The sequence below is a fragment of the Priestia koreensis genome, from assembly GCF_001274935.1.
GTDB classification, from domain to species: Bacteria; Bacillota; Bacilli; order Bacillales; family Bacillaceae_H; genus Bacillus_AG; species Bacillus_AG koreensis.
Genome location: NZ_LILC01000002.1, coordinates 203,037 through 225,957, shown reverse-complemented (window position 1 = coordinate 225,957; position 22,921 = coordinate 203,037). Strand labels below are relative to the sequence as shown.

Annotated in this window: 20 protein-coding genes, 2 pseudogenes and 1 riboswitch; of the genes and pseudogenes, 7 read left to right on the top strand and 15 right to left on the bottom strand. The window is 41.9% G+C overall.

Going from position 1 to position 22,921, the window contains the following annotated elements:
- Positions 1-9: 9 nt before the first annotated feature.
- The 6 genes from AMD01_RS01125 to AMD01_RS01100 all read right to left on the bottom strand — a co-directional run bounded on the left by AMD01_RS01125 (position 10) and on the right by AMD01_RS01100 (position 5,593).
- Entirely contained in the window at positions 10-252 is a 243-nt protein-coding gene (locus tag AMD01_RS01125; protein ID WP_053399544.1) for a zinc ribbon domain-containing protein, read from the bottom strand.
- 105 nt (positions 253-357) lie between these two features.
- The gene (locus AMD01_RS01120) at positions 358-1,539 is read right to left on the bottom strand and encodes an NRAMP family divalent metal transporter (RefSeq protein ID WP_053399543.1); all 1,182 of its coding nucleotides are present in this window, start codon (positions 1,537-1,539) and stop codon (positions 358-360) included.
- Positions 1,540-1,551: 12 nt separating this feature from the next.
- Positions 1,552-2,313: a LamB/YcsF family protein gene (locus AMD01_RS01115; protein WP_053399542.1), complete on the bottom strand. Its 762-nt coding sequence runs from the start codon at positions 2,311-2,313 to the stop codon at positions 1,552-1,554.
- 5 nt (positions 2,314-2,318) lie between these two features.
- On the bottom strand, positions 2,319-3,320 hold the full coding sequence (locus AMD01_RS01110) for a 5-oxoprolinase subunit C family protein (RefSeq protein WP_053399541.1): 1,002 nt from the start codon (positions 3,318-3,320) through the stop codon (positions 2,319-2,321).
- A complete protein-coding gene (gene pxpB, locus AMD01_RS01105; RefSeq protein WP_053399540.1) occupies positions 3,317-4,018 on the bottom strand; it encodes a 5-oxoprolinase subunit PxpB in 702 nt (233 codons plus the stop codon). Before pxpB ends, AMD01_RS01110 begins: the two co-directional genes overlap by 4 nt.
- A gap of 240 nt (positions 4,019-4,258) precedes the next feature.
- Positions 4,259-5,593, bottom strand: coding sequence for an NCS2 family permease (locus tag AMD01_RS01100; protein WP_053399539.1), 1,335 nt, complete (start codon positions 5,591-5,593; stop codon positions 4,259-4,261).
- 330 nt (positions 5,594-5,923) lie between these two features.
- Between AMD01_RS01100 and AMD01_RS01095 the strand changes: the two genes are divergently transcribed.
- A complete protein-coding gene (locus AMD01_RS01095) occupies positions 5,924-6,958 on the top strand; it encodes an AbrB family transcriptional regulator (RefSeq protein ID WP_169775915.1) in 1,035 nt (344 codons plus the stop codon).
- Between the two features lie 380 nt (positions 6,959-7,338).
- Positions 7,339-8,223: a hypothetical protein gene (locus tag AMD01_RS01090; RefSeq protein ID WP_053399537.1), complete on the top strand. Its 885-nt coding sequence runs from the start codon at positions 7,339-7,341 to the stop codon at positions 8,221-8,223.
- A 23-nt stretch (positions 8,224-8,246) separates the two neighbouring features.
- On the opposite strand, the gene AMD01_RS01085 is transcribed toward AMD01_RS01090, so the two are convergent.
- Both AMD01_RS01085 and AMD01_RS01080 read right to left on the bottom strand, forming a co-directional pair.
- Positions 8,247-9,245: a LacI family DNA-binding transcriptional regulator gene (locus AMD01_RS01085; protein ID WP_053399536.1), complete on the bottom strand. Its 999-nt coding sequence runs from the start codon at positions 9,243-9,245 to the stop codon at positions 8,247-8,249.
- A 243-nt stretch (positions 9,246-9,488) separates the two neighbouring features.
- Positions 9,489-12,722, bottom strand: coding sequence for a hypothetical protein (locus AMD01_RS01080; RefSeq protein WP_083446365.1), 3,234 nt, complete (start codon positions 12,720-12,722; stop codon positions 9,489-9,491).
- 180 nt (positions 12,723-12,902) lie between these two features.
- On the opposite strand from AMD01_RS01080, the pseudogene AMD01_RS24620 reads away from it, so the two are divergent.
- Both AMD01_RS24620 and AMD01_RS24615 read left to right on the top strand, forming a co-directional pair.
- Positions 12,903-13,439 (top strand): annotated as a pseudogene (locus tag AMD01_RS24620) (protoglobin domain-containing protein); the annotation flags it as partial.
- Positions 13,440-13,595: 156 nt separating this feature from the next.
- On the top strand, positions 13,596-14,201 hold the full coding sequence (locus tag AMD01_RS24615) for a methyl-accepting chemotaxis protein (RefSeq protein ID WP_342666961.1): 606 nt from the start codon (positions 13,596-13,598) through the stop codon (positions 14,199-14,201).
- 211 nt (positions 14,202-14,412) lie between these two features.
- Positions 14,413-14,518: riboswitch (SAM riboswitch) on the bottom strand.
- A 153-nt stretch (positions 14,519-14,671) separates the two neighbouring features.
- Here AMD01_RS24615 and AMD01_RS01070 read toward each other — a convergent pair.
- The 3 genes from AMD01_RS01070 to AMD01_RS01060 all read right to left on the bottom strand — a co-directional run bounded on the left by AMD01_RS01070 (position 14,672) and on the right by AMD01_RS01060 (position 17,547).
- A complete protein-coding gene (locus AMD01_RS01070) occupies positions 14,672-15,271 on the bottom strand; it encodes a histidine phosphatase family protein (protein WP_053399534.1) in 600 nt (199 codons plus the stop codon).
- Positions 15,272-15,342: 71 nt separating this feature from the next.
- The gene (locus tag AMD01_RS01065; protein ID WP_053399533.1) at positions 15,343-16,215 is read right to left on the bottom strand and encodes an alpha/beta fold hydrolase; all 873 of its coding nucleotides are present in this window, start codon (positions 16,213-16,215) and stop codon (positions 15,343-15,345) included.
- A gap of 129 nt (positions 16,216-16,344) precedes the next feature.
- Complete coding sequence (locus AMD01_RS01060; RefSeq protein ID WP_053399532.1) at positions 16,345-17,547, bottom strand: MFS transporter; 1,203 nt, start codon at positions 17,545-17,547, stop codon at positions 16,345-16,347.
- A gap of 278 nt (positions 17,548-17,825) precedes the next feature.
- On the opposite strand from AMD01_RS01060, the gene AMD01_RS23275 reads away from it, so the two are divergent.
- Positions 17,826-17,957: a YflJ family protein gene (locus AMD01_RS23275; protein ID WP_083446364.1), complete on the top strand. Its 132-nt coding sequence runs from the start codon at positions 17,826-17,828 to the stop codon at positions 17,955-17,957.
- Positions 17,958-18,102: 145 nt separating this feature from the next.
- On the opposite strand, the gene AMD01_RS01055 is transcribed toward AMD01_RS23275, so the two are convergent.
- Entirely contained in the window at positions 18,103-18,876 is a 774-nt protein-coding gene (locus tag AMD01_RS01055) for a Cof-type HAD-IIB family hydrolase (RefSeq protein WP_053399531.1), read from the bottom strand.
- A 112-nt stretch (positions 18,877-18,988) separates the two neighbouring features.
- Between AMD01_RS01055 and AMD01_RS01050 the strand changes: the two genes are divergently transcribed.
- Positions 18,989-19,735, top strand: coding sequence for a CPBP family intramembrane glutamic endopeptidase (locus AMD01_RS01050; RefSeq protein WP_053399530.1), 747 nt, complete (start codon positions 18,989-18,991; stop codon positions 19,733-19,735).
- Positions 19,736-20,515: 780 nt separating this feature from the next.
- Here AMD01_RS01050 and AMD01_RS01045 read toward each other — a convergent pair.
- Together AMD01_RS01045 and AMD01_RS01040 are read right to left on the bottom strand one after the other, a co-directional pair.
- Complete coding sequence (locus tag AMD01_RS01045; protein ID WP_053399529.1) at positions 20,516-20,941, bottom strand: MerR family transcriptional regulator; 426 nt, start codon at positions 20,939-20,941, stop codon at positions 20,516-20,518.
- Positions 20,942-21,207: 266 nt separating this feature from the next.
- A pseudogene (locus AMD01_RS01040) lies at positions 21,208-21,369 on the bottom strand (SulP family inorganic anion transporter); the annotation flags it as partial.
- Positions 21,370-21,493: 124 nt separating this feature from the next.
- On the opposite strand from AMD01_RS01040, the gene AMD01_RS01035 reads away from it, so the two are divergent.
- Positions 21,494-21,784, top strand: a complete 291-nt coding sequence (locus AMD01_RS01035) for a DUF3817 domain-containing protein (RefSeq protein ID WP_053399527.1) — start codon at positions 21,494-21,496, stop codon at positions 21,782-21,784.
- Between the two features lie 48 nt (positions 21,785-21,832).
- Here the strand turns inward: AMD01_RS01035 and AMD01_RS01030 are convergent, their stop codons facing one another.
- Complete coding sequence (locus AMD01_RS01030) at positions 21,833-22,864, bottom strand: STAS domain-containing protein (RefSeq protein ID WP_053399526.1); 1,032 nt, start codon at positions 22,862-22,864, stop codon at positions 21,833-21,835.
- Positions 22,865-22,921 lie beyond the last annotated feature (57 nt).

Below are 22,921 nucleotides of genomic sequence, written 5' to 3'. Positions count from 1 at the left end.
TACTCCTCCTTAACCAAACAGTACATCTAATATATTCCCTAGCTGTCCCTTCTTTCCTTCTAAAATCTCTGGATTATACACTTCAACGTATCCACAGTTATTGCAGGAGACAAATAAAAACTGGTTGTGCTGAATATCAAATATTTTACTCAGTCCCGTTCCCGTCATCGCTACACGCTTTGTCCTGCAACTTGTATGCTCACACTTCACACATTTAAACCGATCACTAATCGCATTTTCTACTTTTGACATTTGGGTTTCCTCCTTTTTTATTAGTATTAAATACGAAACAGAGCCAATAAAAGTTTCAATCACTACTCAAAAAAAGCACTGCGGCTTCAGCCACAGTGCTTTTCATTAAAGTAACTGTTTGATTAACGTGTATACTCCCATGACCCCCATAATCACAACAACAAACCATCCGAAAATAGTTAACCATACTGGGTGCTTGTAATCCCCGACAACTTTCTTTTTATAGGCAGCAATTAGCATAATCGTTAGCGTAATCGGCAAGATGAGTCCGTTTAGCGCCCCAACGAACACAAGCGTTTTAACAGGTTGTCCAATCGTCATAAAGACGATCGTTGAAAATACGATAAACGCAATAATAATCCAGTTCTCGTACTTTGCAATCGCTGGATGAAACGTGCGAATAAAGGACACAGACGTATACGCTGATCCAATAATCGATGTAATCGCAGCGGCAAGCATGACAACACCAAACAGCTTATAACCAATATTTCCGGCTGCTAGCTGAAACACAGATGCAGGCGGATTGTTTGGATTAATCGCTAATCCTTGACTCACAACGCCTAGAGCAGCTAGAAATAAGAAGATACGAATAATGGAAGCAATCGTAATGCCAGAAACCGATCCTCTTGTTGCGTCTGGAATCGCGGATCTTCCTTTGATATTCGCATCTAAAAGGCGATGACCACCAGAAAAAGTGATGTATCCGCCAACCGTTCCACCAACAAGCGTAACGATCGCAATCGGATCAAGCTCGGTCGGCATAATCGTACGAAGGGCCGCTTCTCCTAAAGGAGGATGAGACGTAAATGCGACATAAATCATGAGAAGAATCATGACCCCACCCATAATTTGTGCAAAACGGTCCATTAGCTTCCCAGCTTCTTTGACAAGAAAGACGGCAATAGAAATGACAGCGGCAATTAGCGCACCAATTTTTGCATCGATGCCAAATAAAACCTGAAACCCGAGTCCCGCACCGCCCACGTTTCCGATATTAAAGGCTAGTCCACCAATGACGATCAAAACGGCAATAAAAATTCCTAGCCCTGGCAGAAGGATATTCGCGATATCTTGGGCTCGTTTCTCCGATACGGTAATAATCCGCCAAACGTTAAGCTGAACACCGATATCAAGTAAGATCGAAATTAAAATGACAAAACCAAAGCTTGCACCTAAACTTTGTGTAAATACGGTTGTTTGTGTTAAAAAGCCTGGTCCGACTGCCGAAGTTGCCATTAAAAAGGCGGCACCGAGCAGTACGCTCCATTTTCTCGTTTGATTGCTCATGATTGTCTCCTTTTATGTCGATGATGTAATATGAATTCCTTCTTTCTGTAAAACGTTTCCGATATGCTGTGCAAACTGAAGCGCATGCTCACCGTCACCGTGGATGCATACCGTGTCTGCTTGAATCGAAATCGACTGGCCCTGAATGGTGTGAACTTCCCCTTGCTTGATCATTCGAACAACTTGGGCAATCGCATCGCCCGCATCTGTAATTAACGCATTGGCCATGGATCTCGGTGTTAACGTGCCATCCTCTTGATATGTTCGGTCCGCAAACACTTCATGACGAACACGAAGCCCTGCTCTTTCACCAGCCTTAATTAATTCGCTTCCGGCTAGTCCGTATAAATAAAGTTCACCATCAAACTTCGCAATTGCTTTTGCGATCGCAGTCGCTAAGACAGGATCTTTCGCAGCCATGTTATAAAGCGCACCGTGTGGCTTCACATGATTCAATCTTCCACCTTCCGCCTGGACAAATGCATTTAAGGCTCCGAGCTGATAAAGTACCATATCATAGGCTTCATCACTAGAAATCACCATGTTCCGTCGTCCAAACCCTGCCAAATCTGGAAGACCTGGATGTGCGCCAATTGCCACGTTTTTCGCTAAAGCGAATTTCACCGTTTTACGCATAACAGAGGGATCACCTGCGTGAAAGCCACAGGCAATATTAGCGGATGTCACATAGTTCAATATCTCTTGATCATTGCCGATTTGATATGCGCCAAAGCTTTCCCCTAAATCACAATTTAGATCTACCTTCACTGCCATTCCCCCTAATTAAATTGAAATTGAAGTGCTTTTTTGATCGTCGAAATCGTTGTTTCCCGTTGAATATAGGCTTTTTGGGCTTCCTCTAACGAGATGTACGTAAAGCGCATTGATTTTCCTGGTGCCACTTGTGCGAGCTTTGAGAAATCAACGCTTGCCACTTGGGCAATTCGCGGATACCCTCCCGTCGTCTGGTGATCCGCAACAAGAACAATGGGATTTCCATCAGGTGGTACTTGAACGGTTCCGAACGTAACTGCGCTTGAGACAAGCTCTAGATTCTCACGTAGCTTAAGCTCAGTTCCCTTTAGACGGTATCCCATTCGATCAGATTGAGGCGTAACTTGGAACGAGTCCTTCGTTAACTGTTGCTGACTTTCTTCTGTAAAATACGCATATTCAGGCCCCTCCACAACTTGAATAGATGGCTCATCTTTGTAAGTTGGAAGTAGTTCAGAGCTCAACGTCCAAGATGCAGCAACAAACGCTTCCCCTTCCTTTTTCTGAAGTTTTGAAAGCAGATGCTGACTCTTATCACTCGGAGAACCGCACGTTAGCTCATCACCTGCTTGAAGCGCTCGTCCGTTAACGCCACCGATTCCTGCACGAACGTACGTCGAACGACTGTTCATCACAGGCTCTGTTTGAATGCCTCCCCCAATTGCGAGATACGCCCTACAACCGCTCTTTGGAATACCAAACTGCAGCAAGCTTCCCGCTTTCACGAGAACAGGACGCCACATGCCAACTTCTTTGCCGTCGATAACGGGTGACAAATCAGCACCAGTAAGCGCAATAAGCGTATCTTCTAAAAAGGAGATTTTCGGTCCCATGAGCGTAATTTCAAGGGCTCCTGCGTTTTCCTCATTTCCTGCTAGTAAGTTTGCGACGCGTAGAGCAAGCTGATCCATTGGACCGCTTGTGGTAATGCCATACTGTTGATAGCCTATTCTACCCGTGTCTTGAACCGTCGTGAGCAGCCCTGGACGAACCATTTTCATTCTCATATGCTCACGCTCCATTCATCGTATTCTTTTTTTGAAATCGCCGTAAATTGAATAATATCTCCTGCCTGTAAAAGCGTCGGAGTGTCTTCATGAGGTTGAAAAAGCGCAAGCGGTGTGCGGCCAATAATTTGCCAACCTCCTGGACTTTCAAACGGATAAACGCCCGTTTGATTTCCTGCTATTCCAACGGATCCTGCTGGAATAGCAGAGCGCGGTGATGCCTTTCTTGGCGTAGCAAGTCGTTCTGACAGGCCTCCAAGATACGGAAAACCAGGTGCAAACCCAAGCATGTACACCAAGTATTCACCGCTTGTATGTAAATCAATGACTTCCTGCTGTGAGAGTCCATTATGTCCTGCAACCTCTGCTAAATCAGGTGAAAACTCACCTTCATAACAAACAGGAATTTGAACCGTTCGTGAAGGAGCTTCTTCCTCTACATCAAGCGCGAGTAATATACGCGTCAATTCATCTTTGATCTGGTCATACGGAGAAAATTGAAGTTGAAGAGGGTCATAATAAATGGTTACAGTCGTAAAAGCTGGAACATACTCAACGAGTGCTTTTATAGGAGCTTTCTCTAGATAATGAACGAATGTTTTGATTTTTCGGTGTATATCACGGTCAATACGATCCCCAAACTGAACCACAATCGCCGCATCACCGAGTGGATACAAGTGAAAAGTCGATTTTTCCATCCTTCTACCTTCCTTTCGTGGCTGACTGTACTGATGAAAAGATACCTCTTTTTCATGTTACAAAACCTAACATGTAAACTATCTTAACATACTGAAAACAAATTGACCCAGTCTATTTTTCCCATTTACCTTTTTTTCTTTCTTTTCGCTCAGAAGACCTCTTCCACATTAGTGTTTCCAAACATAAAAGAAACCCGCTATTTCTCGTAAAAATAGCGGGTTTCTTTTTATGAAAAAGATTTAATGACTCATCATATAAAAATTAATGATAAACGCAACGCTGATGATATACATCATCCAGTGTACTTCACGATAGCGACCTGTTAACACTTTTAGAAGAGTATAAGAGATAAATCCAAAAGCCAGTCCTTCCGCAATGCTGAACGTTAGTGGCATTAGCAGTACCGTTAAAAATGCCGGAACAAACTCTGTAAAGTCATCGAAGTTAATGTTTCGAATATCACTAAGCATTAGAGATCCAATAATAATGAGTGCCGGTGCTGTTGCGACATCCGGAATAAATTGAATAAGTGGCGCAAAGAAAAGGGTAAAGAAGAAAAGAATCGCAACCGTCAGTCCTTTAAGACCTGTGCGCCCTCCTTCTGCAATGCCTGTTGCATTTTCAATATACGTATTCAGCGCTGTGCTTCCAAAGATAGCACTTGCCATTGTCCCAATTGAATCTGCTGCAAGTGCACGATTTAAATTAGGAATCTTTCCATTTCGATCCACTAGATTGGCTTTTTTCGATAATCCAATCAGCGTTGCTAACGTATCAAACAGTTCGACAATCGTAAATGAGAACACAACCGAAAAGATCCCGTATGCGAACGCGCCTTTTAAGTCCATTTGCATGAACGTTGCAGACATGCTTGGAAGATGAAGTGAGAATACATCACTCGTCTGCTTCGGGACATGTTGAAAGCCTATAATCATCGCTAAAACTGTCGTAGCGATAATGCTAATAATGAGCGCACCTTTTACACGTCGCGCCATTAACACGGCTCCAAGAATTAACCCAAACAGTGCTAAAAGAGGTCCTTTATGTGCAAGGTTTCCGATCCCGACAAATGAAGATTCATTCGGAATAATGATTTCCGCATTTTTTAAGCCAATAAACGCAACGAAAAAGCCAATTCCCACCGCAATCGATGATTTTAACACGTTTGGAATGGCGTCAATAATCTTACTTCGAATTCCTGTAACGGTTAGCAGGAAAAACACAATTCCTGATATAAACACAGCTCCAAGTGCTGTTTGCCATGAAAGGCCTTGTCCTAAAACGACGGAATACGTAAAAAACGCATTAAGTCCCATACCAGGACCGGTTACAATGGGGAAGTTTGCCCAAAGTGCCATAATTAACGTACTGAACAAAATCGCATAAATCGTTGCTGCAAGCGCTGCTTCTTTTGGTATACCCGCATCAGATAAAATCAAGGGGTTTACGATAATGACATAGCTGATTGTCATGAACGTTGTAATGCCTGCTAAGATTTCTGTTTTCGTGTTCGTTTTTCGCTCTGAAAGCTTAAAAAAACGATCTAGTTTTCCTTGAGATGTTCCACCGCTCAAAACATTGTCCTCCCTTTAATAAAGTAGTAACGACTCATATAGAAATGCCCGAAACCGAGCCTAACGGACCACATATTTGTAGCTAGAATGAACATGCTAAAACGAAAAAACGCCCTCTCTTGGACGTACCGTAATCTGTTTTCCTTGACAAATAAGTGTATAATCATTTTGTATTATTATAGTAATAAAAGTTCGAATGCGCAAAGAGATTTCACAGCGAAAAGGCTTACATTTAAAATGTTTTTTTATTGCAAATATTGTTTACAATTCTCAAACGTTAGAAGGGATTTTATGTATAAAAATCGTTTTACTAGCATGCTTATAACTTTTATGACGGCCTTATTGGGAGGAATTGTTTTTAATCTCATTCACTCCCCGCTTCCTTGGTTACTCGGTTCGATGCTTGCTGTCCTCATTGTCTCAAAGCTCACACCGCTATCTTTTTACTGGCCGAGCCTGTTACGAAATATCGGATTAGTCGTCATTGGCTACATGATCGGGCGTTCGTTCACAAAGGATACGCTAACTGAAATGCTTACACAGCTTCCTTCTATGCTGGTCATGACCGTCTCCATTATTTTAGCTAGTTGCATGCTTGCTGTTATCATTTCCAAAATTACAGGGATTAATCTGAAAACGACGATCACAGGAAGCGTTCCTGGTGGCTTATCGCAGATGGTTACGTTAGGCGAAGAAATGAAAGGCGTTGACCTTACCGTGGTCACCTTTATTCAAGTCTTTCGGTTGATGGGTGTTGTTTTTGTCGTTCCGTTTCTCGCCTCAAGCTCATTATTTGAAACAAAGGGGCCCGTGGAGCATACCGCTGCAAACGTTGAATCTTTTACGTGGTCTTCTAGCTGGCTGCTCGTACTCCTTCTCTTAGTCGCCTACGGTGCTAGCATAATCGGAAAGAAATTAAAATTTCCAACGCCTTACCTGCTTGTTCCCATTATCCTAACAGCAATTATTATGCTAACAGGTGTTCATGCTCCGCCTCCACCGAACGGACTCATCGAGATTGCTCAGATTTTTATGGGGGCATATTTAGGATTGATGCTTAAACCAGAGCAATTGGATAAAAAGCTTACGCTTACGACCTCTACGATTATGACAACGCTTATTCTGATCGCATGTTCAGTAGGGTTCGGCTTTGCGCTTGTGCACTTCCATCACGTTTCATTCGTAACAGCGTTTTTGAGCACCTCACCTGGTGGGATGGCGGAAATGGCTGTAGTCGGTCGGGACGTTGGCGCTTCTCTTTCCGTGCTAACAGGGTATCAGCTCTTTCGCATTTTATTTATTTTGTTAATCGTCCCCCCCACTCTGAAGTGGTTGTTCAAACGCCCTTATTTTCGCGATCGTTAACGATGTGTCCATGAGACATATCGTTTTTTTTTCATAAAAAAAGACCTAGCAAAACGATGCTAGGCAAAGAGTTGGATCTTCTCAGATCCGTGCGACCATATTATTGAGGTTATACGAAATCGCAGGAGAATAATGTGATCTTGAGTTCATCATACAGTTGTTCTGACATCCGTGCTACTTTTTTGTTAGAAAACCTCACATTGTTTTTTTACCTTTTAAAAAATCCGGTTTATTGAACATTGAATGCTGTCCTGCTGATAACAAAGATAAGTGATCTTTTTTTAAAAAGCAGTTCATTTACCCCTGAACCATTTGCTTTTCTTCTTTGTATACTAATGATGTAGAGTGGTGTAACATTCTACAAATTTTCACTTGAGAGGATGGGACAAGCAATCATGAAGCGCATCATCGGGTGTCTGATTCTTATATTTATGCTAATCGGTAGCATTCATTCAGAGGCTGTCGGATCACCAAATGAGCGTTCGACGTGGCTATGGGATACACAAGAGATTGTGAAAAATCCTGACACCGTAATGAACTTCCTCGTTAAACAACGCGTAACACGCTTGTACTTACAAATTGACCAAGACGTTCCTTATTCAATTTATATGTCATTTTTAAGCAAAGCTGCGAAAACAGGAATTCAGGTATATGCCTTAGACGGCGCTCCTCAATGGGCTCATGACCGGGACAGAATTGACTCTTTCTTTATTTGGCTCCAAGACTATCAGCAAAGTGCCGGTTTGACCGAACGTTTTAAAGGTGTTCACTTAGATATCGAACCATACACGCTTCCTGAATGGGAAAACGATGTGGCCAAAAGCGTCGCCGATTACCAAACGGCGATTCAATACATTGCCTTTTTATCAAAAAGCATGAACGTACCGTTTACCGTTGATATTCCCTCTTGGTATGATCGGGTACCGTTTAAAAATCAGTTTGGCAATGATTTTCTTGCTAGATGGGTAATAAAATACACGGATGGGACAACCATTATGGCCTACCGCTCAAAAGCAGAAGGGCCTGATGGCATTATTCAAATCACCAAAACCGAAGTTGCATGGGCAGAGCACCTGAAGAAAAAAGTGGAAATTGCAGTGGAAACGAACCCCGCTATTGAAGCTAGCCTCTCGTTCGGAAGCTATCCGCTCTCCACAATGGAAACGGAAACAAAACAAGTCATGAATCGTTTTAAAAGCAGCGCTGGATTTTCAAACATGGGGATTCATTACTACAACACGTGGAAGCAGCTTGTGGAAAAATAGCGTTTAGACAAAGCCGAGGAAAGCTATTCGCTTCTCTCGGCTTTGTTACATACGCTATGACGCTCGATCAGTTGGAAAGAAAGCTCATGGTCAGACGAACTTTCTTTTTGCACGATTTGCTTATAAATCTGCGTGAATGCTTTTTGCCCCATTTCAAGTCCGGGATGCTCAATCGTCGTAATGCCCAGTGCCCTTGAAATCGGATGATTATCAAAACCAATAACAGATAAATCCTCCGGAACATTCATGCCTAGCTGTTGGCTTTTCGTTATGATTCCTGCCGCAACTTGATCACTTGATACAAGTAGTGCTTCAGGACGATCACCCATTTGAAACAGCTTTTCCGCTACTCCTTCTCCGTCCTCAATCGTCAAACACCCGTAAAAGACCCAGTCTTCACGATCCTTTATGTCAACCTGTTGAAGAACGTCTTGGTAGGCGTTTCTTCTTTTCTTGCTATTTTCGCTGTTTGGACGCGCTAGGCAGCACCCGATCGAGGTATGACCTTTCGAAATAAAATACTCCATTCCTAGCTTAAATCCGTCGTAATGGTTAATGTATACAGAGGATACGAGACGGTCTTTTGCTTCTTCACACATCACAATGGGACCAAATCGCTCGTAGGACTCAATGATTGCCCAGTCGCTCTCACGTGAACAAATAACGAGACCATCGACTTGCTTGACCTTCAGCATCTCAAGCGCTTCTTTTTCCTTATCGACTTGATAATTGGTTTGGCAAATCACGAGCTTATAGCCATGTAGAAGTGCTTCTTTCGCAATCCCCTCGATAATTTGATTGTAATACGGATGATTGACATAAGGAAGAATCACGCCAATCATGTATGTTTGCCCTTTGACCAAATGAACCGCGTTAATATTTTTTGTATATTGAAGCTCGTCGATCACGCGCTTTACAGCCAGTCGCTTTTCTTCGCTTACATATGGATGATCGTTTAATACACGAGAAACCGTCGTGACAGATACGCCGGCCCTCTCTGCAATTGTTCGAATATTACTCATTGATCTCACCTTAGCTTTTATACAGTCTATAATTGTCCCTTTTATTATACGCCTACCGTTTGGACTTTTCTTACAAATCCTTTATCCTCATTAAAAAAATAGGAAAAACAGCTTAAATTCCATTATTTTTTCGAAAATTCCTTGCACTGAAATGCTTTTCATACGTTAGAGTGAAATCAAGCGAAAAAGACCTCTATGGGCGTGACGCATAAAGCGGCGTTACCGTAGAAGCCTTTCCTTGCTTTATTTTGTTGGAAAACCAATATCGTTGTAGGCTTTTTTCATAATATCATACGATTTTTTCAATCGTTCGTGATAAAAAGGCTCTTCCCACTGCTTCCAATCATATTTCCACATTTCCCCTTGTTTATCGATCGTAGTCGAGGTCATGTTTCCCTTTTGGTCGTAGTTTACAATCCCAAAGCGAATCGATTTGGTCGTCGCTTTTTCCTCTAACCCAAGATAAACATTCTCTGCTTTCCACATATCCCCCATAATTTCATGTGTGCTTGGATCTTTAACGTTTAATAGCTGCCAAGGAATGCGCGCCTCTACCACCGTTCCTTTCACCGCAAAGTCCGTTAACGAGTTGTAATTTTTAGCATCTGGATGACCATTACCCATCTTCAAGATTCCTGTTTCGTACTCCTCAAACGGTACTTTTTGTCGACCTTTAATGTTGAATTTTCGGTTTAGAACAAGACGAATTGGGTGGTACGTTCCATTATTCTTTTTGGAAGCATAGGGAACTTCTTTAATCATATGCAACTGATGAGCATATTGAAAATAGAACGTATCGTAATAACTATCCACAAGCATACGTGAAGTAGAACTGTCTTTTAAATCCATTAAAAAGTCGATACTTCCTGTTGTTTTAAAGGACGGAACCTTTGGTAAAGTTGACTGTCCTTGATTACCTAGCGTGTCAAAAGCAACGTACGTATTTAGCTGCTTTTTATTAACAGATTTTTTATAATCCATTTTTAAATACAAGTACGACTCGTCACTGGCAACTGCTACATCCTTCAGCGGGCTTTCTGGCTGCTGAATGTTATAAACGGTTTTATCCTTTCTCTTTTCCCAGTCAGACGAATCTCCGTCTACATAAATGGCCTGCGATTCTAACCCAGGATCAAAGCTCATTAAACCAAAGTGCTGTTCGTTTGTTTGCACGTTTGACCAGAACGGGCGTCGATCTGGATCATCAACATCCATTGTATTCCATGTGCGCTTGAACCATTCGTCCTGCCATGTAAATACCATGCCGCCAGCCATCTTCTCATTTACAATGTCCTTAAACAGCTTTGTGTTAATGGTTCCCTGCTCTTGCTCAGAATGCATGCCCTGATCCATCCCATTTACGTTTCGATGCGTCATTCCACGCGAACCCGGAACACCGAATTCAGCTACAACAATCGGCATACGATGAGCTGCCTTCATGTCGTTTAAATAGCCCGCATAGTTGTTTTTATTTCCTTCATGATCTTTGTAGTTTACGTACTTTGGTTCGTAGTTCATAAAGTCTGGATAATACGGGTAAAAGTGATAGGAAGCAAACATTCCAGGGTAAAAACTTTTATTCGTATAAATATGGTTAGGATCCACTGACACCCTGTCTTCTTTGTTTGATGGCTCAAACGGGTGCTTTAATAAGTCTGTGGTTGGCCAATCAACAAAGCTGATCGGTCTCTGCCATTTGTATTTCGTATCTTCATAGACTGCTAGCGTATTTAAATGACTTGCAACCCAATGCTCAAATGGACTCGCTTGTCTTGTATAGACATATTTCCCTTCAAAATCACTTAGTCCCTTGTTTGCCTTGTCAGTATTTTCTACCACATAAGGGTCCCATTCAATTCCAATGATCCAACCAAGCAAATATTTTGAGACGTCGGCTTGGTACGTTCCGCTTGCATGCCCCTTTACAGGTGTTACGGTCGCATTGCCATGCACTACGTCAACCATTCGTTTAATCTCTTTTTCAAACACATCTGATACTTCGGGTTTAAAAGCATTTTGAGACTTTACAAACGGTTCTTCGTCTACCCAAACACCTTGAAACAGATAAAGAGGCTTTTTAGCCGTCGCATTATACTCGGCAAGCGCTTGATAAAAACTCGGAGGATGGAGCGTATAGATTCGTAGCGTATTTGCATTCATGGCGCCCATTTGTTTAAACCAGCGCATGTATTCCGCCTTCGTAACCGCTACTTCTCCTGGGTAATAACCGGGCTTTCCAAGACCTAAATTAATTCCTTTGATTAAGAGATCCTGCCATTTTCCATCCTTATATATTTGCAAATAGCTTTTTCCCACACGACCGTTCATCGTAACATCTTTTACTTTAGTCGTTTGTACGCTAGATTTCTCCGTTTTATACGGAAGATCCTTCAGAATACGCTGTGTCATAGGAATATACGTCTGCCAATAAAAGTTGCTATCTTTTTTGCGAACGTAGGAAAGGACCTTTTCTAGCAGAGGGATACCTTTTGCTTGATAAAAACTAGGAATTTCTTCGTTATCCGCGTAATCACCAGCAAAATAATACGTTTGGAATCGCTTTGTTTGATGATGGACAACCGCTGGAAATGTGAGCGGAACACCTTCATTTTTTAATAGACGTTTGGTTTCATCGTCTACTTGAAGATGGTAGTTTGCTAGAACTTCCTTTTTGTCGAGTGGAATAACAATATCAAACCAATAGCGATATTTAGACGTGGAAGATAGCCCCAGTTGTTTGTCGCCTTCCTTTGTGAATGAAAAAAGCAAATCACCTTTCAAGTGGCGCTCTGGAATGACAACTAGACGCTCTTCAGCATTTACAAGAACAATACCTACACCTGTAAACGCCCATTTCTTATTTGTTTGCTTTTCGTAGTTTTCTCTCATCCAAACAGGTACTTCATCATTGCTTAAATCTTTGAAATAACGTCCGGTCCAGCCAGACCATTTTAAGTTAAGCAAATCATACATTTGCTCACGAACGTCCGGTCTCGTTGGACTTGCAAAGGAGTTAAACTCCGAAATAAACGTTCCACCTTTTTCAAACAAATGGCGGGAGATAGCCTCTGCCTCCTCTGCCGTTAAGCCACCATAAAGCTGCTCTGATTTACGTCCATCGTGCTTGGTATGAGGCAAATCAGCTTGATACACACCGTACGTATCGGCAAGGTAGATTAAATCACGCTTCTTTTTCAGCCCACTGACAAGATCATCCTCCTGAAAATTCGAACCCGTCGGCTTAATTCCCTCGTAGTCTTTTTTAGGGTTATAAAATTGACCATTATCTTTCACATATTTTTCGTAGTTAAATAACCACGTTAATCCTTTATGTTCACGATACGATGTCGTCGGCACCGTTTTGTCAATTAGCATCACGTTTAATGGTTTTTTTGCCTGTAGCTGCCACCATACAAATGGCAACAGAACGAAAAATAAAAGTAAAACGGCAATCCATTTTGAAAAACTCATCTTCATTTCCCTTTTCCTCCCAATGTCCACAAACCCGAAACAACACCAAAAGACCTATTTATTTTACATAATAAGTCAATAAACAACTTAAAAAGTATTTACGATTGCTCCAAAAGGAGTAATCAATTATATTACAATTAGAATAGCAGGAAAATTAAACTAAATAAAGAAGGTAGTGGAAAAAATATGAAGTTAGGCTCACCTTTTAAAAAACGGAAAGCGTCTGCTCCCATTTACGTACAACAAGAAAAGATTGCTCAACCGATTGCACTAGAAAATCCCGCTCTTGAAGGTCTGTTGCGTTTTATGAAATTAGATCAATCTCATATCGAAGCACTTCGGGAACTGCACCCAATCATTATGTCAAAGGCGAAAGAGGTTGTTGAGGCAATGCTTGAGACATTGTATCAATATCCACGCATGAAAAAAATTGCAGAAGATCATTCATCTAAAGAACGCCTCATGGCTGTTTTTATTCAATATTTTGATACCTTATTTCAAGGAACTATTAATGACGAATACATTCGTTCGAGACAGCGAATTGGTCAAACTCATAACGGCACAACCTTGCCGATTGACTGGTTTTTAGCGACCTATCAGCTCGTATACACGCATCTTATTCCAGTTCTCGTTCAAACATACCACCAGGAGCCGGAAAAGCTCACACGTTACTTACTAGCCATTACAGGACTTACTAATTTTGACGCACAGCTCGTATCAAAGGAATACTTAGCATCCCGTATTCAACGTATTGAACAGCTCTATGAAGAACAAAGTGCGGTTCAGCGTGAGCTTCAGGAAGTTAGCGAGCGTTTAGCTGCATCCGCTCAGCAAACCGAGCATTCAACTCTACATACCAATGAACGGGCGCATAAAGTCATGAAAGATTTAGAAATCACGATGAAAAGTAGCCAAAATCTTCACCACTTAACAAAGCACAGCTTAGAAAAAATCATCAGTGCCGGTTCAAAAATGACGAATTTACAAGGAGATGTGACAAGCCTCTCCAAACAAGTGAATGATCTCGCAACCATTTTATCGAAGGTTATGGACATGTCCAAAGATATCGAAACGATTGCCAATCAAACGAATCTTCTCGCACTAAATGCTTCTATTGAAGCCGCAAGAGCAGGCGAGCACGGACGTGGGTTCTCAGTTGTTGCAGATGAGGTACGAAAGCTTGCCGAACAAACGAAGGAAACGAACAATATGATTAACGAACTCGTTGGCGCAACGTCCTCTAGCATGGAAGAAATTGTAACAAAACTTAACACCATGATCGGCACAACAAAGCAAACCTTTAGTGTCGTTGATGAAGTAAAGGCGGGGCTAGATGCGACAAGCTTTGAAACCGAGAACTACATGACGATGTTTGAAGCAAATCGTCGTGACCTTGATACGATCGTCACATCCATCGAAGAAGTAGCGGCGACAACAAATAATTTATTAACACTCGCAGAGCAGTTGAACAGAAGTACAGACTAATCGTAAGCAAGGAACATTTCCTGCAAGCCAAGGCGCTAGAAATTTATACTAAAAAGCACCTCATCCATCGAGTGGAATGAGGTGCTTTTGGTGATTTATGGTTCATTTATGTCAAAATTATTTCTCCATTTTCATATAAAAAACCCCCACTTGCGATGGCTAATAGATCGCAAGAAGAGGTTGGGATCACAAAATAGTGGGATGCTACCTCTTCTCATCTATCAAGCGCAAACGCTTGTTGGAAGTGGCACGGTGCTCATTGGAGTCCGTTGCCGAGACGTCATAGGACCAGTTCCCTCAGTCTCTCTGGATAAGAAGTTTGTCGAAATTTGTTGTTTGTTAAGATATTTATTAATTTACACCTTTGTTACAGTGTTGTCAACAGCCTTTCAAACAACTTGTTTTATTCTGATAATATGAAATCGGTACCATCCTTATGACTATAGGCGTTCATAAAAATAGAAACTTTTTTACGAAACTGGAATTTCCAAGTGAGAATCGTCGTTGCACGTAACCATTTCCCACTCTCCCTCTTTATACGTAAAGCTTGTAACCGCCGTATTTTTTAACCGCAATATCCCCGTGCCGCTTTCACCTTTTGTGACAAAGTGAATAAAGCTATTAATCGCTGCTCCGTGGCTTACGACTAACACATCCTCTTCTTTTGCTTCTTCCATGATTTCCTTGAGCTGTTCCGCCATGCGGCTTTGCATCTCCTCTAGTGGTTCAATGCCATGCACAGACTCCTCGCCCCAGTTCGTCCAGCAGTTTGGGAGCAGCTCATCTAGTTTTACTACCTGGATTCCTTCCATTTCACCAAAGCAGCGCTCACGAAGACGTTCAAATGTCTGAACGTCTGTAATCCCTTTTTTCTCTCCAACTGTACGAGCCGTTTCAAGTGCGCGCTCCAAATCACTTGCGTAAATTCGGTCAACTTCAATATCCTTGAATTTCTCCGCGAGCTGTTTCGCTTGGCGCTTTCCTTGTTCATTTAACGGTATATTTGTGTGCCCTTGTAATAACTTTTGCTTGTTCCAATCTGTTTCCCCGTGCCTTACTAGATATAGCATAGACCTCTCTCCTTTTGTTCGGAATATGATCTATTATAACACCACAAAAATAACGTTGCCGTGTGGCAACGTTATTTTTTATCCGTTAGAAATTGGTAAGCGGCGGCATCAACAGCTGGACTTTCATGAAGATTAAAATGATTAACCGCAAACCATTTGAGCTCTAAATTCGGGATATATTTCTTCAAGTACCACGCGCTCGCAACAGAAACCGTTCCATCACCTAGATGATCGTTAAGAGGTGAACCCGGTTCTTTTGGCTTCTCATCGACCACGTTTCCTGCAATGGCTAACATTTTCGTCGAGATCTTGTTGAATACTGAGGGATCTTTGTACATATGTTCAAGTGCAGGTGAACCTGTCTGAAGATCAACGGCCGCTTCTGAATATTTCTTCTCAGCTGCTTTTGGGTATTGCTCAATTAAACGGCTCATCTCAATGCCCTTCATCGGCGATCCCATTGTGACCATACGATCAACTTTTGGTGTCCCTTTCTCACCTTCGTAGTTCATTAAATAGTTCATCATCGCTAATCCACCCATACTATGAGCGATCACGTTCACGTGATCATTCCCGTACGTGGCTTTTACTTTTTTCAGCACTTCTTTCATCCATAGACCTTGATCTTTGATACTTGCTGTATTGTTCTCAAAAATCACCTGGATCATCGGTGCACCGTTACCAGTTAGAGTGATAGGCTTCTCACACGTCACGTTTCCGTGTGCATCAACTCGACATGTCCCTTCTCGTCTTCCCCACTTCTTCTGTTCAAATCGTTCAATCATCGTATCCATCGATCGTGCCTGACCGCGAAATCCATGGACGAATACAATAGGTTTTCGATCTTTTTTCGCTGCTTCTTTTGCGTTTTTCTTTTCGCCAATAAAGAAAATTAATACAACGATTACAATAACGGCGAGTAAAATTCCTAACCATACCTTCACTTCTCGTCACTCCTGTGTATCATTCATGATGAAATTTGTTTCTGAGAATATGTTCGGTTAGTAATACCCTCTTTGTTTCATTCCTACACCTTTTACTCCATAAAGAAAAGCGAACACGAGTGTGTTCGCTTACGCAAGCTGACGCTGTTTCGTTTCTTCTCCTAAAAAAATAACAGAAAGAACACCAACAACAATCGCGATACAGAAAATCATAAAGATCGTGGGAATTGCCACTCCCTTTGTGACAAGAGAACCAATAAGTAAGGGACCTAAAACTCCTCCAATTCGCCCAAACGAAGCGGCCATTCCAGCACCAGTGCTTCGAATTTCAGTTGGATATTGCTCTGGTGTATACGCATATAACGCGCCCCAAGCCCCGAGATTGAAGAAAGAAAGCAGCGCTCCACACACAATTAAGAGCGTTAACGACTCTGCGGTACCGAAGAAGTAGGCACTAAGCGCCGTACCGAGAAGATACGTAACAAGTACAAATTTTCGACCCATTCGCTCGATTAGCCACGCCGCGCTGAAATAACCAGGAAGCTGAGCAAGCGTCATAATAACGACGTACTCAAAGCTTTTTATCATGCTAAATCCTTTCATCACCATAACACTCGGCAACCATAAAAACATGCCGTAGTAAGAGAATACGACGCAAAACCATAAAATCCACAGCATAACCGTGCGTTTTGTGTAACCCTTTGCGAAAACCGCTCGCATGTTTTGAAGAACGGATACCTTTTTCACCGCCTTGACCTTTTCAAAGCGCGGTGAATCTGGCAGCTTAAAGCGTAAGACGAGTGAATAAAGAGCAGGTACAGCACTAATTAATAGCGCACTTTCCCATCCGTACGATGGAATGACGAAAAAGGAAATAAGTGCTCCAATCAGCCACCCACCGGCCCAAAAGCTTTCCAGTAGTACGACAATACGACCTCGCTCGTGAGCAGCTACACTTTCAGATACGAGCGTAGAGGCAACAGGAAGCTCTCCTCCAAGCCCCATCCCAATTAAGAACCGTAAAACGAGAAATAATGAGAGCGTTGTTGTGAAAGCGGAGAGCCCACTTCCAATTGAAAAAAGTAAAATGGTGATCATAAACACGTGTTTTCGCCCAATTTTATCTGCTAAAAGCCCAAAAACAAGAGCTCCTACCGCCATTCCAATTGAATTCACGCTTCCGATCCAGCCCATCTGTTGAGGCGTTAGTCCCCAATCCTTTTGAAGTGCCACAATAATAAAGGACAAAATGCCGACATCCATCGCATCAAACATCCATCCTGTTCCGGCAATGGTTAAAAGCTTTCGTTTCGAAACTGTTGTATTTTCCATTGTAAACCCCCATACAATACATGTGTAAACTTATTACCTTTACATTATAATTGTCAGATGTTTTAAATGGCAACATATTTTTTACATATGTAAAGACACCTTATTTGTTTACAGCCTCATTCAAACGAAGAATAAATTGGCAAAAAGGAATTTTACTATCCCCCTTTTGTCTCCCTTGTTATAGATGTTACAATGGCACCCTGTTGTCAATAGAGAGGACACATCGTCTTCTATTGATAGAGAAAAAAGCATGATAAATACAAGAAAGGATGGATCATATGCATATCGGAAGCAAAGGATGGTACGTACAAGAATTAAAAAAATTAGGTGTTCGCCGCTTTGAAGAGAAACGTCTGGAAAGCTACAAATCACACTTCTTAGCAAACCTATTAGCTGAACGTCAAAAATAAGACGCCATCACCTCAAATAGACGGTCGGATAAATGAAGTTATTCCCTCTTCCTTTTGTAGAAGGAAGTCGATTCTTCTTTTTCCGTCGTCGTTTGGTGCTTCAACAAAAATCCCCCAAGCTGCTAGTGGCAGACTGGGGGATTTTTTATGAGATAATGTGGAGATGCTTCAGCGCGAATGAAACACCATTCTTCTCTGACGTTTTCGTCACAAAATCGGCTGCCTCTTTAAGCTGTTCACTTCCGTTTCCCATCGCTACACCGAATCCAGCTAATTGAAGCATATCAATGTCATTGTCACCGTCTCCAAATGCGATGGCCTGTGAAGGTGTAAACCCAAAATGCTGTAGTACCTTTTTGATTGCTAGTGACTTCGATACGTCCTCGTCTAGCACGTTTACGATAGAAGGATGCCACCTTCTGAAAGTCAGCTGCGAAAATTTCTGTTCGTAGTCTCGCACTGCTTCTTCGTCCGCAAACAGACAAAGCAAATAAACCTCTTCCTCTTGCGTAAACGTATTCGTTGGATACTCAGTTAACGATAGCGTTTCACGCAGCGCAGACAAAATGGTTTCATTCCGCACCCCGTTCATAGCAAAACCTTCTGTATAAAAGGATAAGCCGTGCTGTTTGGACGCCGCATACGCTACGACTTCCTTCACTACTTCGGAACGCATCGCTACTTTATGAATCACGATTTCCCCGTGCGCAACGTATCCTCCATTTGCCGTAATAAATGTTTCAATGCCTAGTTTTTTTAATTCCTCGCACATCGATAAAGGCCTTCCAGTTGCGGCAACCACTTCGATTCCCTTCTCTTTTAATTCGCGAATCGCCCGCTTTGTTTCATTTGAAATAAGGCCTGTTTTATAGTTAGTAAGCGTTCCATCTACATCAAAAAATGCAATTTTATAGGTCATGTTAGCTCCTCTCCTCTTTTTTATTATAAAGCTATCTTTTTTTCATAATCTATATAAAATGGTAATAAAAGGTTTATTTTTATAAAGGAGGGGAGTCCGTATCCCTATTTTAATGGCGCTGTTGTTTTTTGGAGGCATTATGTCCATTTCTTATCAACACGTTTGGTGGTCGCTTGCTATCGCTATGAGTTTTGTGTTGATCGTAGCATTTAACAAAGCAAACCGATTTCTATCATCCCTTTTCCTGTCTTTTTTGCTAGGTTTTCTATGCTTTACACTCTGCAACGTTTGGGTGAATAACCTCGCGCTTTCAAAAGAAATGACGATTCTTCTTAAACGTCTCATGCTCTTTTGGATGATTGTTCTACCCGCTTGTCAGCAACGATTATTTAAGAAATCAGTGAACTGGTATAGTCATAAGCCTAATTGGAACGAACCGATTATAATCGGAAGACACAAGATCCATACACGTCTCTTTTTACTGATCGGCGTGCTCTCAAACTGCATCGTTTACTTCTTCTTTATTGCTCAGCAGGATCGATCTCTTTTTTTCTCTCTTCTCTGGTTTTGTATTGCCTTTTCACTAATCAATGCAGTATTTGAAGAAGTTATCTGGCGAGGTGTAATGCTGTCTGCTCTTCAACATGCTGCTTCTCTTCTCTATGCGATTGTTCTAACGAGCGTTGGCTTCGGATTGCTGCACCTTTCGATTGGATTTCCACTTTTCCTCAGCCTCCTTATTTCAGGAGCCGGCGTCATTTATGCCGTTCTCACGATTAAAACGAACAGCCTCTACCCTGCCATCGTCTTTCACCTCGTCATTAACATTGGCATGGTGTACAGTGGCTTTATTATCTAATGAGAAAGCGCGATCTCCTTTCATGGAAAGAGGTCGCGCTTTCTCTGTCTGTTAGTGGCGTTTCGCTCACGCTACGCGACTTGGGGCACTTCTATCGGTCTCTTTCACTCGGTTTATCGATCACTTTTTCTTCGCTATCGTTCATTTTTTCTGGTCTATCGGCCATTTGCACTCGGCTATCGACATTTCACTCATTCTGCGCGACTCCCAGCACTTCTATTGGTCATGTTGCCCGGTTTATCGATCATTTTTTCCTGGCTATCGATCATTTTTCTCGGCCTATCGTTCATTTTCTCTCCNCCGCTATCGACATTTCACTCATTCTGCGCGACTCCCAGCACTTCTATTGGTCATGTTGCCCGGTTTATCGATCATTTTTTCCTGGCTATCGATCATTTTTCTCGGCCTATCGATTAATTCCCACCGCCTATCGGTCATTTGCACTCCGCTATCGACATTTCGCTCACAACACATGACCCTCACTACTTCCATCGATCACTTTTCCTCGCCTATCGATCATTTTCCTCGCCTATCGATTAATTCCCACCTCCTATCGGTCATTTGCACTCCGCTATCGACATTTCGCTCACAACACATGACCCTCACCACTTCCATCGATCACTTTTCCTCGCCTATCGATCAATTTCACTCGGCTATCGATTAATTCCCACCGCCTATCGATCATTTGCACTCCGCTATCGACATTTCACTTACTCCACATGACAAAAAAACTCAACCGCAATTTGGTTGAGTTTTTATACCTTCTTATATGAGTGGAACTTATAGCATTAACGATCCTTCAGAAATCATCGCAATAATGTGGACGAGAGACATTCCCTTTGCCGAAAGTTGTTTGGTCAGAAGCTGTAGCTGATTTTCATCTAGCTTTTTCAGCAACGGCTGTAGCTCGAGCACTTCTTTTTCGAGCCCTTCAATTTGTGCTTGAATTTGGTTCACTTTTTCTAATACGTTTCCTTCCGCAATCGTATCATCATCAAACATTTCTAGCTGTTTGCGAATTTCCTTTAGCGTCATGTGCTGTTGCTTGTAGTGCTCAATCAGCTTCAGACGCTCTAGTGAATGTTCAGGATAGGAACGAAACTTTGACGTTGTTTCTGCTGTTTTGAGGAGACCAATTTGTGTATAGTAATCAATGGTACGCTTTGATACATCACTAAGCTTGGCTAACTGCCCAATTCGGTACATCTCTTCACCTTCTTACTACCGTTTTACTATTCATTACTATAACATATAATGTTCCTGTTATCTTTACTTCCTTTTTTTACAGTTTTGTTAAACTTCTTTTTACAAACAAAAATCCCCTTCCGAAAGCAACGGGGATTTTTGGTCGGTAAATTATGTAGTGCAGAAGATGGTTTTGCCCTTCTTATCTTTTACGGTCCTTGACCACAGTAATGCTTCAGCTCTGCACTAATCGCACTTGGAACGACTTTTTTAATATGAAGAGAAACGCTCATATTCCATGCTACAACCATTAAAATTGGCGCCATGCTTGCTAGTGGAATATTAGAAGCGTGCGGATCGAGCACTAACAAAACAAGTAGAACGACAACTCCGTGCACGATTCCTGATACAGGTAAAACCGCCCCGCTTTGAATATTCGTCGCTGTTCGTCAAGCAATAACGGGAGCGAAAGACGAAATTGTGGCAATCCCATTAATATTTCAACAATCTAGTATTAAAGAGGTAGGATGCTTGTATATAATAAGGATAAGAATAATGATAGGAGGATGACCTATGCTTGCAACTGCTGTTGGGCGTTTACGCTTTGTCGGAATTATTGAGGGAATCTCATATTTGTTGCTACTGGGGATCGCGATGCCGTTGAAATATATGTTTGATATTCCTCAGGCAGTATCTGTTGTTGGTGCTTTACACGGTTTGTTTTTTGTTCTGTTTTTACTGGCTGTTGCTCATGTTACGTTCGTAAAAAAATGGTCGTTTGTGTCAGCTATCGGTGCAGTCGTAGCGTCCGTTATTCCATTTGGCACCTTCGTGCTAGATGCAAAGCTACGGGATAACGATTAATACATAGCAAAAAGGCCCCTCATTTATCAAAAACAAGGGGCTTTTTTGTTATGATTTTTTCACAATATGAAGACCTTCTTCACTGAGCGCGTGATTAATTCCATGCTGAAGCGTTGAAAAACATGGAATGTTACTTAACAGAAAACCAGCGCTCGTCATTTTCATGCTGAGCTCGGGAGATATCCCCACAAGAATGGCTTCCGTTCCTAGAAGTGATGTGGAACGCACCAATTTTTGCAGCAGGTCAATCGTAAATTCATTTACCCCGGAAATCCCTGTCAAATCCAGCAGCAAATAGTTGGCTTTGTATTCAGGTAGATGAAAGAGCGTCTTAGAAAGTAATTCTTCCGCACGCGACTCATCGTATTCTCCTAAAAGCGGGATGACAACAATATTCTCAAGCACCGGAATAATGGGAGAAGAAATGTCTTTGATGATCTTTGATAGTTGTTCCGTTCGTTCCACCACGTACTTTTCGGATGCTTCAATTTCGGCTTGACGCTGCTCGTTCACAAGTGAATGAATATTTTTTTGTGGGGTAATGGAAGAAGGAAAAAATTCAAATTCTGTGTACGGATCACCCTTCATCTGGCTTTTATTAACTTGGTACCACATAGATGTGCCGTACAAGCCGCTAAAAACGCCTGCCCAGTGCCCTGGTAAAAATGTTCCTTCTTCACCTTTTCCTTGAGCCATGGTCACCTTGTATTCCCAGCTATCCTGAATGCGTACAATCGCTCTTTTCTCTTCTTTTGACACGATGTTAATAGACGTCTTTCCCCATCCTGCCGTTAGATATGTATTAGGCAATGTTAACAGTATTTGCTCAAAATCGCCCATGGATTTTTGATAAAAAGCGCTCACAATTTCACCGGTTCGATACCCTGCCGTTTCTAAGACGATGCTTGCAGCTTTTGATCCCGATACTTCTTCGATCGCATCAAAAAAAGTTTTAAACGCGGTATTCACCCAAAATAAGACAACCTCATCTCCTTCAAATTTGAACGTACCTTCTTCTAAATCCCAATCAAATGTAGATTCCTTAATTTTAATTGAATACTTTTCCTGTTCTACGTTCATGACGTTCTCTCCCTAACTCCAAGTCTTAGTGTGCTGCATTTACAAAATGTCCATCTA

What these genes read in the sequence shown, in the direction of transcription:
- AMD01_RS01125 (WP_053399544.1), bottom strand. Translation starts at nt 252, where the DNA reads ATGTCAAAAGTAGAAAATGCGATTAGTGATCGGTTTAAATGTGTGAAG.
- AMD01_RS01120 (WP_053399543.1), bottom strand. Translation starts at nt 1,539, where the DNA reads ATGAGCAATCAAACGAGAAAATGGAGCGTACTGCTCGGTGCCGCCTTT.
- AMD01_RS01115 (WP_053399542.1), bottom strand. Translation starts at nt 2,313, where the DNA reads ATGGCAGTGAAGGTAGATCTAAATTGTGATTTAGGGGAAAGCTTTGGC.
- AMD01_RS01110 (WP_053399541.1), bottom strand. Translation starts at nt 3,320, where the DNA reads ATGAGAATGAAAATGGTTCGTCCAGGGCTGCTCACGACGGTTCAAGAC.
- pxpB (WP_053399540.1), bottom strand. Translation starts at nt 4,018, where the DNA reads ATGGAAAAATCGACTTTTCACTTGTATCCACTCGGTGATGCGGCGATT.
- AMD01_RS01095 (WP_169775915.1), top strand. Translation starts at nt 5,924, where the DNA reads ATGACGGCCTTATTGGGAGGAATTGTTTTTAATCTCATTCACTCCCCG.
- AMD01_RS01090 (WP_053399537.1), top strand. Translation starts at nt 7,339, where the DNA reads ATGGGACAAGCAATCATGAAGCGCATCATCGGGTGTCTGATTCTTATA.
- AMD01_RS01085 (WP_053399536.1), bottom strand. Translation starts at nt 9,245, where the DNA reads ATGAGTAATATTCGAACAATTGCAGAGAGGGCCGGCGTATCTGTCACG.
- AMD01_RS01080 (WP_083446365.1), bottom strand. Translation starts at nt 12,722, where the DNA reads ATGAAGATGAGTTTTTCAAAATGGATTGCCGTTTTACTTTTATTTTTC.
- AMD01_RS24615 (WP_342666961.1), top strand. Translation starts at nt 13,596, where the DNA reads ATGAAAGATTTAGAAATCACGATGAAAAGTAGCCAAAATCTTCACCAC.
- AMD01_RS01070 (WP_053399534.1), bottom strand. Translation starts at nt 15,271, where the DNA reads ATGCTATATCTAGTAAGGCACGGGGAAACAGATTGGAACAAGCAAAAG.
- AMD01_RS01060 (WP_053399532.1), bottom strand. Translation starts at nt 17,547, where the DNA reads ATGGAAAATACAACAGTTTCGAAACGAAAGCTTTTAACCATTGCCGGA.
- AMD01_RS23275 (WP_083446364.1), top strand. Translation starts at nt 17,826, where the DNA reads ATGCATATCGGAAGCAAAGGATGGTACGTACAAGAATTAAAAAAATTA.
- AMD01_RS01055 (WP_053399531.1), bottom strand. Translation starts at nt 18,876, where the DNA reads ATGACCTATAAAATTGCATTTTTTGATGTAGATGGAACGCTTACTAAC.
- AMD01_RS01050 (WP_053399530.1), top strand. Translation starts at nt 18,989, where the DNA reads ATGGCGCTGTTGTTTTTTGGAGGCATTATGTCCATTTCTTATCAACAC.
- AMD01_RS01045 (WP_053399529.1), bottom strand. Translation starts at nt 20,941, where the DNA reads ATGTACCGAATTGGGCAGTTAGCCAAGCTTAGTGATGTATCAAAGCGT.
- AMD01_RS01035 (WP_053399527.1), top strand. Translation starts at nt 21,494, where the DNA reads ATGCTTGCAACTGCTGTTGGGCGTTTACGCTTTGTCGGAATTATTGAG.
- AMD01_RS01030 (WP_053399526.1), bottom strand. Translation starts at nt 22,864, where the DNA reads ATGAACGTAGAACAGGAAAAGTATTCAATTAAAATTAAGGAATCTACA.